This window comes from Methanomassiliicoccaceae archaeon (genome assembly GCA_034928305.1).
Lineage (GTDB): Archaea > Thermoplasmatota > Thermoplasmata > Methanomassiliicoccales > Methanomethylophilaceae > VadinCA11.
Window position 1 is genome coordinate 419,021 of record JAYFOZ010000002.1, and the last position, 12,393, is coordinate 431,413.

Consider the following 12,393-nt stretch of genomic DNA (forward strand, 5'->3'; position numbering starts at 1 on the left):
ATGGCAAATCATAAGGTAATGTGCTGGGACTGCGGAGCGACGGTCGAAGACCCGTTCGTCAGCGTATGCCCCAAATGCGGCGGTCTGCTCACCGTCAAGATGGAACTGGAGAAGGTCAAGGAGAAGAAGCCCGAAGACCTAAGGAAAGAGCCCTTGGGAGTTTGGAGATACCACGACTTCATGCCGGTAGATCCTAAGCATAAGATCTCGATCCAGGAAGGGGGCACGCCCCTTTACAAGACGTATGCGCTTGCAGAGAAGGCAGGCGTAAAAGAAATGTTCGTAAAGTTCGAAGGACTCAATCCCACCGGTTCGTTCAAGGACCGCGGGATGACCATCGGCGTCACCCGTGCAAAAGAGCTCGATGCGAAGGTCGTCGGCTGCGCGTCCACCGGAAATACGTCGGCGTCCCTTGCGGCCTACGCCGCAAAGGCCGGGATGAAGTGTGCCGTATTCCTTCCTTCCGGGAAGGTCGCCGCCGGTAAACTCGCACAGGCCCTGTTCTACGGTGCGAAGGTACTCTCTATCGATGGGAATTTCGATGATGCGTTGGCACTTGCAAGGAAAATGGCGGACGAGAAGAAGATCTATCTTCTGAATTCCATCAATCCCTATCGTCCTGAAGGGCAGAAGTCGGTGTTATTCGAGATCATGGACCAGCTCAACTACGAGGTTCCGGACAGGATCGTCCTCCCTGTAGGCAATGCCGCCAATATTTGGGCCGTTTACAAGGCGCTGACCGAGCTCGAAGAGGTCGGATGGATCGATAAGATGCCCATGCTCACCGGCATACAGGCCGAAGGATCGAGCCCCGTGGCGAAAGCATTCGGAAAGCACGAAGAGGACTTTGTGCCGGTCGAGAATCCCGAAACGCTTGCCACTGCGATCCGCATCGGCAACCCGGTCAGCGGCAGGAAGGCGCTTGCCGCGATATACAGCACGGGAGGTTACTCCGCTACGGTCACCGATGAGGAGATAATATCGGCCCAGAAGCTCACCGCAAGGAAAGAGGGCGTGTTCGTCGAACCTGCCTCTGCGGCATCCGTCGCAGGCATCTTGAAACTGAGGGAGCAGGGAATAATCGACCGTGACGAAAGAGTGGTCGCTATCTGCACAGGAAACGGCCTGAAGGATCCCGAAACAGCGGTAAAGTACAGCGAGCCGCCGATAAGGTGCTCCAACTCCGTCGCGGAAGTGGAAAGGATCCTGTCTCAGTGATCAGAAGTCGAATATATTCGACTGCTTCGAAACCTTTTCCCCATTAAATTCAGCGGACATAGCGTCCAGATCTTCCATTTCGGGGTCCCACTCCGGCATGGGAATCTCCTTGCCGACCGATCCTCCGGCCTGATTCTTGAGGCTCTTCGCGAGTGAAGGGCCGATGCGCGGGAGAGAGGCGAGTTTATTCTCATCGGCCGACATGATGTCCGACCTTTTGCGGTATCCAGCATTATACAGGGTCCTCGCCCTGGTCCTGCCGACGCCCCGGAACGATACAAGGTCGATCAGCTCGTCCTTCACGCCGTACTTTATGCGTGTGAGCAGAGGCCTTATGGCCCTGACGGAATCCGGCCTCATGATGTATGCTATCTCGCTCATGGAATACATGATCCAGTCCATCATGTCCACCCTCGAGCGGACGTCCCCGGGACCTATACCCAGAGACTCGGTCAGGACATCCTCGGGAATCTCGGAGATCCAGTCCTCGGTCATGGCGGAAACCTTCAGGGCTCCCATGAATACTTCATAATTGAAATCCGGGTCTTCGAAAGGATCGAAAAGGCATTTTCCTTCATATTCTTCGGCAAGAGCGCCAAGCCTGGCCTCGTCGCTCTTCTTTGGATATAGTCCCATAACGTCGGGAGTTAAAGCGGCCGCGAGGAGCACCGAGAAAACGTCAGTGTCTTCCTTCATATTCTTGACGGCATCCCTGAGGATGACCGCGGACTTTGGGTCGATATACAGGTCGGAAATTCTTTTTCCGAAGGGAAGTATCCTCACGGACCCGCCGTTCTTTTCTATCATTCCTTCTCTCGCCAGGAAATCGGTGACCTTCTCAACGACGCTTTCCACTCCGAAAAGGGACGAGGTGCTCCCATAGAAGGTGGAGCGGAGGAAGTCGACGATATCGTCATCGGAGGAAGCGTCGCCGGTGGCGATGAGGCCCAACATATGGCTCCTCAACGTAACTTCGTTGCCCAGCTTCGATGTCAGGCGCTCTGTGTCGTGCATTATGTAGTCGTACATCAGGCGGTCGCTGTCGCGTAGGTTCTTTGCGATCAGCACAGCCTCGCCATAAGGATCATAACCCGGCCTACCCGCGCGGCCGCACATCTGTTTGACCTCCATCACGGAAATGGGGACCATTCCAGCGTTCGATTCGAACCTTCCCGTATCTCTGACGATGACTCTTCTTGCCGGAAGATTGATGCCCGCAGCCAAGGTTGGCGTGGCGACAATGCACTTGATGAGCCCGCTGCGGAAGTTATCCTCCACGTACTTCCTCTGCCTGTATGTCAGGCCAGCATTGTGGAATGCGGTTCCCGAGGAAACACATTGTGCCAGCTTCTTTCCCAGAGATGTGGTCTCCGAACCTCCTTCGAGCAGGTCGGAGTCCTGTTTTGACAGAGTTCTGCCTGCATACTCTTCCATCTTCGCAGAATATTTCGTCGCCAGGGATTCGGTGGACCTGCGCGCGTTCACGAACACGAGGCACTGTCCGCCCTCCTCTATCGTCTGTTTGATAAGCGCCCATATCTCGTCTTTTTCAGCAGGCACTTCTTTCTTTTTCATGTCGTCGAACTTTATCTCCCCGTCGAAGAACACGCCTTCTCTCAACGGGACCGGGCGCCAATCGCTCCTGACAAGCTTGGCATCAAGCCACATGGCCAGATCTTCGGCGTTTGATATTGTTGCCGACAGCGCTATTATCTGAAGGTTGGGATTCCTTCTCATCAGTTTGGTAAGAGCAACTTCCAAGGTGGGACCTCTTCCGGGGTCATGTATCATGTGCACTTCGTCGGCTATCACCAGGCCAACGGAATCTATCCATCTGCTTCCGTGACGGATCATCGAGTCCGCTTTCTCCGAAGTTGCCACCACTATGTCCGCGTCCCTGACGCCACCGTCGTCCGAGTCAAGGTCGCCCGTGCTCATAGCAACTGTAAATCCAAGGTGGGAAAAGGAATCCAGATCTTCCTTTTTTTCCGAGGCCAACGCTTTTAGCGGAACAATATACAGGACCTTTTTATGTTCTTCAAGGACCTTTTTGATAGCCGGTATATATCCGATAAGCGATTTACCGGAAGCAGTAGGCACGGAGACGACGATACTGTGCCCCTCAAGGGCTATGGGCAGCGCCGACGCCTGCGGAGGATGTAGTTCAATGAAGCCGTGTTCCCGAAGGGCATCAGCGACGTTGTCAGGAACGTCAAGTTCATCGAATCTCATGTGCGGGCATATGGGACGCGATAATTAACCCTTATCGAAGCGTTCTTGCACAATCGTTAATTATGTCCTGATAATATAACAGCGAAATGGATAAGAAAGTCCTCCTCGCACTGGTTTTGGTCGTGCCGTTTTTGTTTCTGCCTTTAGCCTCAGCGGATAGCTCGGAAGCAGAGGTAACAGATTTTACCTCATATTATTCCCAGCTAGACGACGAGGAAAAGGCCGTGTACGATGCTGTCGATACACAGCCCAATGCCGAAAACGGTTGGACCGCCACGCTGTCCGCGGAAGCTACCGCGGATTCCGTTAAGCATGCCGTAGCGGCCGCATACCTTGACGACCCGGGAAAGATCTGGTTATGGATGGTTCCAACTGATCTTGCCAACACTTACGTTTACGACCAGACGGCCAAGACAATCACATTCACGCTTTTGACGGGCGTTTCTTCGTCTTATACTGAAGCCATGGAAGATTTCGCAGAGGGGCTGGGAATACAGGCCGACACCTCTGCCTCGGAGGCCGTCAGTATAATAAATTCCAAGCTTCGCAACGTCGCGGAATATACGGATGATACGGACAATCCCCTCTACTATACGGCATATGGGGCAATCGTATTAGGGAAAGCGAACAGTTTCGGTTTTGCGGCCGCTGTCAAGTACTGTGCTTCGAATAACACGATCAACAACTATGACGTCGCCCTCGTATGCGGAAAACTGAATGACCCAGACGGATCTTATTCACACGCATGGAATGTCGTAAGGGACACGGATGCGTGGTACGGTGTCGATGTGGGCCTCAACGAAGAGAAAGATACAAACACATATCTTATGAAGGCCTCCAACGATCATGGATACAATACCGATTACACATTCGCCGCATCGCATGACCCAGATATTTCAAATTACATCGGCACGAACGTTGTGATCGATACGCCTGAACTGTTCGTAAGGCCTCCAGAGGTTGTTCCAGAGCCCACTTTCATAGAGAAATACGGTGGGGACATAGTTATAATAACCATAGTTGCCGTTCTCTGCATCGTATTGGCGTTTTTCGCTAGACGTGTTTGATTATGAGCAATGTTTATATAAAAGAACATACTAATTCATGAGGAATAAAGATGGAAAAGAAGATGGAAGAGAAGCCGACCGACGAGCCTTTAGAGAAGTGGATCGAGAGGCAGACCTTCAAGTCCACAGAGGATGTCGAGATACCTGAGAAGATGTCCGATCGCGTTATCGGGCAGGACGTTGCAGTGGAGGTCATGAAGAAGGCGGCCTCCCAGAAGAGGCACGTCATGCTCATCGGTGAGCCAGGTACCGGAAAGTCGATGCTTGCCAATTCGATGGTCGAGTATCTCCCCAAGGAGGACCTGCAGGATGTTGTGGCATATCATAATCCAGAGGATTTCAACGAGCCCAGGATAAGGGCCCTGCCCTCGGGCAAAGGCAAGGCGATCGTCGCCGAGCAGAAGGCCCATGCCGCCGTCGTTAAAAACCAGAAGAGCACGATGTACATCTACGTCAGCATGTTCATAATTATACTGGGACTTCTGGGTTCCATATTCTTCAACAACTGGACGATCATGTTCATATCGCTTTTCAGCGTGTTCATAATATTGCTGTTCCTCAGGAACCCCAACCAGAAGACCGAAGTTATAATCGTCCCTAAGGTCCTGGTAGGCCACAATGTCGGAGATATGCCGCCGTTCGTGGACGCTACGGGCGCCCATGCAGGCGCGTTGCTCGGCGACGTCAGGCACGACCCGTTCCAGTCCGGAGGCCTCGAGACTCCTTCTCATGACAGGATCGAGGCGGGAGATATCCACAAGGCAAACAAAGGGGTTCTGTTCATAGACGAGATCAACATGCTTAAGATGGAATCTCAGCAGGCGCTCCTCACTGCAATGCAGGAGAGGAAGATGTCAATCACCGGACAGTCCGAACGCTCTTCCGGAGCATTGGTAAAGTCTGAGCCGGTCCCCTGCGATTTCATACTTGTTTGCGCAGGGAACCTTGATGCTCTGAAGGGCATGCACCCGGCGCTCAGGTCGAGGATCAGAGGATACGGTTACGAAGTTTACATGCGCAACACCATGAAAGACACCGATGTCAACCGTTCGGATCTTGCCAGGTTCGTGGCCCAGGAGGTCAAGAAAGATGCCAAGATCCCTCATTTCGACAAATACGCCGTCGGAGAGATCATCAGGGAGGCCCAGCGTCGCGCCGGAAGGCGCGGGGAGCTCACACTCAGACTGAGGGAGCTCGGAGGCCTTATCCGTGTCTCGGGCGACGTTGCCGTCAAGAGGAACGCGAAGCTGGTCACCAAGGAAGATGTCCTTGAAGCAAAGTCTTCGGCACGCGGGCTCGAGCAGCAGATTGCAGACCGTTACGTCGAGTCCAACAAAGCGTACACTCTATTCAAGACCGAAGGTTCATCCGTGGGAATGATCAACGGCCTCGCTGCGATGAACTCTGATTCGGAAATGTCGGAATTCGCGGGAATAGTCCTTCCAATAGTCGCAGAGGTCACCCCGGCGCAGATGAAGAAGGGCGGACGCATAGTTGCGACCGGCCAACTCGGAGTGATCGCCAAGGAGGCGGTCGACAACATATCGGCGGTCATCAAGAAGTACACGATGACCAACCTCACGGACAGCGACATACACCTTCAGTACATCGGAACCTATTCCGGCGTCGAGGGCGACAGTGCGTCCATAACCATGGCCACTGTCATAATATCCGCTATGGAGAACATCCCGATACGCCAGGACCTGGCGATGACGGGAAGCCTCAACGTCAGGGGACAGGTGCTTCCGATAGGGGCAGTCACGGCAAAGCTGGAGGCCGCAGCGGCTTCCGGGATCAAGATGGCCCTCATACCCGAGAGCAACGTCAAGGATGTGCTGATCGAGGACAAGTACTATGATATGATGGACATCTATTCCGTTGCCAATCTGCGCGACGTGCTGGAGTACGCCTTCGTAGACTGCCCGATGAAGACCCAGTACCTGGAAAAGCTACTGCCTCTGACTCCGAACGGAAAGTCCACGGTCAAGAAACTGGAGCGCCCTCCCAGATACGAGATCAAGGTCCAGGAATTCGAGATCAAGCCCCCGGTCAAACCTCAGAAGAACATTGAGCCCGAACCCGAGCCCGAACCCCTGTCCGAACAGGACAGGGCCACCGGGGGAGCTCCCTGCGGAGCCTAACACTTTAACCCCAGGAGGGACATCATCAATTATGTCAGGAGGACACGGGTACGACAAATATTCGCTGATGATAGGCAGGTTCCAGCCTCTCCACAGGGGACATTTGGAAGTTATACGCCAGTGCGCGTCCGAGTCCGAAAATCTGACCATAGGGATAGGGAGCGCCCAGTATTCCCACTCCCTTGAAAATCCATTCACGGCAGGAGAGAGGTACCTCATGATCAAGAATACCCTTGACGATGAAGGGATCGAAAATTATTGCATAGTTCCGATAGAGGACATCAACCGTTATTCTGTTTGGGTGGCCCACGTGACGTCTATGTCGCCGCCGTTCACCTATGTCTATAGCAATAATCCCTTTACCCGCCGTCTTTTCGAGGAGTCAGGCTACAGAATAAAGGAATCCCCCATGTATAACAGGGATGAATATTCCGGTACGGAGGTCCGCAGGAGGATCGTTGCGGAAGAAAACTGGCGCCCGCTGGTTCCCGAGGCCGTCGCAGAAGTCATCGATGAGATAGACGGCATTGGCCGCATAAAGGACATATCGGGAGGAAATTGAGAATGTCGGTGTTGCGGAAGATGTCCGCCGCCCTTAAATCGACCGGTTCTACACTTTCTCTTGCAGAATCCTGCACGGGCGGGCTGATTTCAATGAAGATAACTCAGGATTCCGGTTCCTCGGATTATTTTATCGGAAGTGCGGTTACATACAGCAACATATCGAAAAGCAGGATACTCGGCGTGTCCCCGGAGACGCTGTCAAAATTCGGGGCGGTCAGCGAAGAGGCCGCGATCGAGATGGCCAAAGGGGCCGCCGAAGCGTTCCTTTCCGATTATGCCGCATCCGTGACGGGAATAGCGGGACCCAACGGAGGTACTAAACGCAAGCCGGTGGGGACTGTATGCATCGGGCTCACCGATGGAAGACGTTCTCTCGCATTCACGAAGCACTTCGAAGGTACCAGGGAGGAGGTCAGGGAACAGACGGCCGAAGCTGTCTTCGAGCTGTTGGCAGAGTTCGTAACGGAGAAGATATGAGCAGATATTCCAGGCAGGAGAAGCTTTTCGGCATCGAAGGCCAAAAGAAGCTCTCGGTCGCCACGGTAACCGTCGCGGGGTGCGGCGGGCTCGGCACATATCTTTCTTTGCTGCTGACGTCCGCGGGCATAGGAAAAATAAGGCTGGTCGACGGCGGCACACCATCGGAAACCGATCTGAACAGGCAGTTCTTCTATACCGGTGCCAAAGGATTCAAAGCAGACATCCTATCCAAGAGGCTCAGGGAGATAAATCCCGAAGTCGAGATAGAGACAATATGCAGATTCATCGAGGAAGACAACGCTCCCGAGATCATAGGCAAATGCGACGTCATAGCAGACTGTCTGGATTCGGTGAGATCGCGTCTGGTTATAAACAAATACGCCGTTTTGAACAATATACCTCTGGCACATGGGGGGATCGACGGTTTTTACGGTCAGGCCACATTCATATTTCCCGGCAGGACCCCATGTCTCCGCTGCATTCTCAGAGGTACTGACGAACGCGTTCCCGATTCTATGGCTCCGATAGTATCGCTTATCGCATCAGTTCAGGCTTCCGACATAGTCAAATTCATAACCGGGTCCGGCGAGACCATGGAGGGAAAGCTGTTCACGGTCTTTGCTGGCACAAATGATTACGGCACTGTTGCGATAAGCCCCGATCCCAAATGTCCCGTATGCGGACGAATCCAGTAATCTCGCTGAAAATAAATACAGCCCATCTATTTGGACAGTCATGAAGAAAATAATGACCGGGAAGGTAAAAGAGGTCTACAGTGTCGACGACGACACGCTGGAGTTCGCCTACACGGACAACATATCGGTTTTCGATAAGATAATTCCGTCCAAGATCCCCCACAAGGGGGAGACCCTGTGCAGGACGGCCAAGTTCTGGTTCGAACTTCTGTCGGAAAAAGGGATTCACAATCACTACATCAGCGAACCCGCCCCCGATAGGATGAGGGTTAAGAGGGTCGACATAATCAGGGATTACAGTAAGATCGACGGGCGCACCGTCAATTATCTGATACCTCTCGAGGTCATATGCAGGCACTATGCTGCCGGCTCGCTTATGGACCGCATAAAGGACGGGAAAGTAACCGCGGAGCAACTCGGATTCCCCAAGGGGCACACTGTGAAATACGGGGAGAAGCTCCCAACGCCGTTTCTGGAAGCAACGACCAAGCTCGAAGAGCACGACATGAATCTGACCGATGCGGAAGCAAAGAAGATGGCAGGGCTCAGCGACGCCGAGTACGAAGAGATTAAAAAAACAGTTCTCAAAATAGATGGAATAATCTCTGAAGAGGCGAAGAAGCGCGGCCTCATCCACTGCGACGGCAAAAAGGAGTTCGGTTATGACAGGGACCGTAAACTGATGGTTCTGGACACGTTCGGGACCTTGGACGAGGACCGCTGGTGGGATGCCTCGGAGTATGAGGGCGGCAAGGTCGTCGAGCTGTCCAAGGAGTTTGTACGCCAGTACTACCGCGAGAGCGGATATCATGCAAAGCTGATGGAGGCACGCGAGAAAGGCCTCAAGGAGCCAGATATACCCGCTCTCCCGCAGGACATCATCGACCGTACAAGCAAACTTTATGTCAGCATGTACGAGAGGATAACAGGCGAGAAGTTCTGATCAGATAAGCTGAACGAGGACCACGGCTTCTCCGAAGGGACACTCGGTGTCGCCCTCCACGGCCTTGACGGTGAGCTTCTCTCCGGAGATGCCCGACGGGGGGTGGCACCTGAACCAGTTATCGCAGCCCTTCATTTTGCAGTCTATCTCCTGGAAAGTGACCTTTCCGCCCTCGATGGCGTTCTTCTTGAGCATCGCAGCAGGTATGCCGATCTTTTCGACCTCGACAACTTTCAGCTTCTCCCCTGTTTCGGGACAGTCGTGGATCTGCGTCCTCAGCGCTTTGACCCTGTACAGCGCGCCTCTCTCCAAGTTCAGACATACGCTCTTGAGCCTGCATTCCCTGCATCCGTCCATCGGTCCCAGGTAGTAGAAGGAGAATCCTTCTTTGGCGGATTTCTCAGATATGAATGTGATAGTGACCATTTTATGACCTCAGATTACGCCGGTGGCCTCGGCAACCTTGGTCGCCGTCTCGTGGTTGATCCCGTTGCCAAGGATGGTGAATCTGTCTTTGCGTATTCCCGCGGCCGCGGTCAGCGCTTCGACGACATCCTCGTCCTTGAGCCCGATCTGCTTTCCCGTGGTAGGCGCGCCGATGTTGTCCAACGCGTCCCTTATGACCTTCCAGTCCCCGCCGTGCAGGTACATCATCATGATAGACCCGACCCCGCACTGCTCTCCGTGCATGGCCCTTCCCGGGTACATTATATCGATGGCGTGGGAGAACATGTGCTCCGAACCGCTCGTGGGCCTGGAGCTTCCGGCCACGCTCATAGAAATTCCCGAGATTATTATCGGCCTCAGAGCTATCCAGACGCTCTCCTCGAGGTCTGGGCGTATAAGCTTTGAGTTCTCCATTATAGTCTCCGCGGCATACAGCGAGAGAGAGTATGCGGAACGGCTGAAATCTTCGTTCCTGAGCCTTCTTGCGAACTCCCAGTCCTTGAGTGCCGTGAAATTTGAAAGAACATCTGCACATCCGGCGGCCAGGAACCTGTACGGAGATTGGCATATGACGTGCGTGTCAGCGAGAACTCCCAAAGGGGAGACGGCAGAAACGGACTGCGGGCCCATGTCCATTTTGAGCGTGGCGCGGTCCGAGGCCATCCCGTCGTGGGCGGCGTTCGTAGGTATGCTTATGAACGGTATGCCGAGGTCCTTGGATGCTATCTTTGACAGATCTATTTTGCTTCCGCCGCCGACGGCCAGTATAAAGGTGGACTTGGTCTCTTTGGCAGCCTTTTTGACTTCTTCGAGACTGTCGAGCGTCGCGTTCCCCGTCTTCAAAACGCTGACATCGTACTTGCCGGACATGTATTCCTCGATGACGTTTCCTGCCACGGAGTAGGTGTTCCCTCCGGTTACGATCAGTCCTGTTTTTCCAAACCTGAACGAATCGCACATTTCAGGCAATTTGTCAAGGACGTCGTGGCCGATCAGGACGCTTCTCGGAAATTCCATTATCTTGGCTTTATCAAAGGCATCCATATTCTTTCGTCCCTTAACATGATAATCTGAAACATATAAAAGGAACACACCGATAATAAGTCGTGAAAAGGAAGGTTTTGATAATCTGCGCCTGCGGAAGCAAAAAAGGATTCACATATACTATGTGCTCCGAGGCCCGGAACGGATTTCTGGCCGAGGGTTTTGACGTCGAGGTTGTTTATCCGATCAACATGGACATCTCCCACTGCACCGGATGCGGTTCCTGCGAGGGCGGCGGAGTTTGTATCATAGACGACGATATGCAACGGATCTATGATTCCTTCGCGACCTCCGACGTCGTCATAATGTGTACCCCGATTCATTACAGCGGCCCTTCCTCGGTGATAAAGACGGTCATAGATCGGTTCCAAACATTATGGCCCCGCGGATCTTCCGGGCCCGGTTACATGGCCTGCATGATGTGCGGAGGGGATGTGCAACCCGAATTCAGGGGTGCCATGTATGTCTTCAAAGCGCTTTCAATAACGGCAGGATCGAAATGGCTCGGAGAGCTAAAGATATCGGGAACGGACACCAGGTCCCCCTCCGACATAAAGGACGAATGCAGGACATTCGTGTCATCCATAGCGTCCGCGGCAGCTTCCGGAAAGGATATGTGCCAGATGTCCGGAGTTAACAACGGTTGATAACGTTATGCGTTCCATGGAAAGTATTATACGGTCTTAAACAGAGTTCACACCGAGGTTAAAAATGGCAAAATTCAGAGCTGTATATCATTGCAAGAAATGCGGGAACTACGTCGAGGTCCTTTACGAGGGAAAAGGATCGCTTTCATGCTGCGACCAAGAAATGGAGCTCGTCGAGATCAAATCTGCCGACTTCGCGCTCGAGAAGCACGTACCGTACATCGAGAAGAAGGACGGAGGAGTACTCGTGAAGGTCGGAAAGGAGACAGCCCATCCGATGACTCCCGAGCACTACATAATCCATATCGAAATATGTGCGGACGGGATGCTGATGCGCCACTACCTGAAGCCCGGAGACAAGCCCGAGGCCTTCTTCAAGACCGACGCCAAGGTGATAACCGCAAGGGAACTCTGCAACGTGCACGGGGTCTGGAAATCCAACCAGTGACCGTAACAAAAACTTCTTCCAAACTTCTTCCCATTTCTATGCAAATGTGTTATATCATCTATGCCCGATTACCGTCCGTTCGGGAGTATATCTGATGGCAAAGAAGGAGATAAACAGCAACGCCAAGGCGAAAGAGAGGCACGCCGCCATAGCCGCAAGCCGTCGTAAGGAAGAGCTCGATAGGAAGAACCAGCTTTCCGACAATAAATACCGCAACAAAGCAACGGTCAAGAAGCACCGCGAAAAGATCAGAGAGCTCCCAAAGGAAGATCGCGCGGCGGCGAAGGAAGAGCTGCACAAGTTCATCGAAGACCTGAAGGAACAGGAGGCTGCGGACAAAGAAGCCTTTGCGGCCATGGTAAAAGAGAGGAAGGAGAAAGAACGCAAGCGCGACTGAAAGTCCATCTTCTTGCAATGCCACATGGGGCGGGGCAACCTAATATTTATATACCGTCTTCTTAATTAGA

General features: G+C 53.1%; 13 protein-coding genes. 10 read left to right on the top strand and 3 right to left on the bottom strand.

Going from position 1 to position 12,393, the window contains the following annotated elements; all coding sequences use genetic code 11:
• Window positions 1–1,218, top strand: coding sequence for a threonine synthase (thrC, locus tag VB016_04015; protein ID MEA4977696.1), 1,218 nt, complete (start codon window positions 1–3; stop codon window positions 1,216–1,218).
• On the opposite strand, the gene VB016_04020 is transcribed toward thrC, so the two are convergent.
• Complete coding sequence (locus VB016_04020; GenBank protein ID MEA4977697.1) at window positions 1,219–3,450, bottom strand: DEAD/DEAH box helicase; 2,232 nt, start codon at window positions 3,448–3,450, stop codon at window positions 1,219–1,221.
• 86 nt (window positions 3,451–3,536) lie between these two features.
• On the opposite strand from VB016_04020, the gene VB016_04025 reads away from it, so the two are divergent.
• Genes VB016_04025 through purC form a run of 6 tightly spaced genes read left to right on the top strand, consistent with a single transcriptional unit; the run spans window position 3,537 to window position 9,340 of the window.
• Window positions 3,537–4,517 (top strand): hypothetical protein, encoded by a 981-nt coding sequence (locus VB016_04025; GenBank protein ID MEA4977698.1) that lies wholly within the window; start codon window positions 3,537–3,539, stop codon window positions 4,515–4,517.
• Between the two features lie 50 nt (window positions 4,518–4,567).
• On the top strand, window positions 4,568–6,658 hold the full coding sequence (gene lonB, locus VB016_04030; GenBank protein MEA4977699.1) for an ATP-dependent protease LonB: 2,091 nt from the start codon (window positions 4,568–4,570) through the stop codon (window positions 6,656–6,658).
• Between the two features lie 31 nt (window positions 6,659–6,689).
• The gene (locus tag VB016_04035) at window positions 6,690–7,220 is read left to right on the top strand and encodes a nicotinamide-nucleotide adenylyltransferase (GenBank protein MEA4977700.1); all 531 of its coding nucleotides are present in this window, start codon (window positions 6,690–6,692) and stop codon (window positions 7,218–7,220) included.
• Window positions 7,221–7,222: 2 nt separating this feature from the next.
• Window positions 7,223–7,699 carry a CinA family protein gene (locus tag VB016_04040; protein MEA4977701.1) on the top strand — a complete coding sequence of 159 codons (477 nt, stop codon included), beginning with the start codon at window positions 7,223–7,225 and terminating at the stop codon, window positions 7,697–7,699.
• A complete protein-coding gene (locus VB016_04045; GenBank protein MEA4977702.1) occupies window positions 7,696–8,397 on the top strand; it encodes a HesA/MoeB/ThiF family protein in 702 nt (233 codons plus the stop codon). Before VB016_04040 ends, VB016_04045 begins: the two co-directional genes overlap by 4 nt.
• 40 nt (window positions 8,398–8,437) lie before the next feature.
• A complete protein-coding gene (gene purC, locus VB016_04050; GenBank protein MEA4977703.1) occupies window positions 8,438–9,340 on the top strand; it encodes a phosphoribosylaminoimidazolesuccinocarboxamide synthase in 903 nt (300 codons plus the stop codon).
• On the opposite strand, the gene VB016_04055 is transcribed toward purC, so the two are convergent.
• The gene (locus tag VB016_04055; GenBank protein MEA4977704.1) at window positions 9,341–9,766 is read right to left on the bottom strand and encodes a UPF0179 family protein; all 426 of its coding nucleotides are present in this window, start codon (window positions 9,764–9,766) and stop codon (window positions 9,341–9,343) included. It lies immediately after the preceding gene.
• A 9-nt stretch (window positions 9,767–9,775) separates the two neighbouring features.
• The gene (locus tag VB016_04060) at window positions 9,776–10,831 is read right to left on the bottom strand and encodes an NAD(P)-dependent glycerol-1-phosphate dehydrogenase (GenBank protein ID MEA4977705.1); all 1,056 of its coding nucleotides are present in this window, start codon (window positions 10,829–10,831) and stop codon (window positions 9,776–9,778) included.
• A gap of 62 nt (window positions 10,832–10,893) precedes the next feature.
• On the opposite strand from VB016_04060, the gene VB016_04065 reads away from it, so the two are divergent.
• The 3 genes from VB016_04065 (at window position 10,894) to VB016_04075 (ending at window position 12,323) form a co-directional block, all read left to right on the top strand.
• Window positions 10,894–11,478 (top strand): flavodoxin family protein, encoded by a 585-nt coding sequence (locus VB016_04065; GenBank protein MEA4977706.1) that lies wholly within the window; start codon window positions 10,894–10,896, stop codon window positions 11,476–11,478.
• A gap of 64 nt (window positions 11,479–11,542) precedes the next feature.
• Window positions 11,543–11,926: a desulfoferrodoxin gene (locus VB016_04070; GenBank protein ID MEA4977707.1), complete on the top strand. Its 384-nt coding sequence runs from the start codon at window positions 11,543–11,545 to the stop codon at window positions 11,924–11,926.
• Window positions 11,927–12,020: 94 nt separating this feature from the next.
• Window positions 12,021–12,323, top strand: a complete 303-nt coding sequence (locus VB016_04075; protein MEA4977708.1) for a hypothetical protein — start codon at window positions 12,021–12,023, stop codon at window positions 12,321–12,323.
• Window positions 12,324–12,393 lie beyond the last annotated feature (70 nt).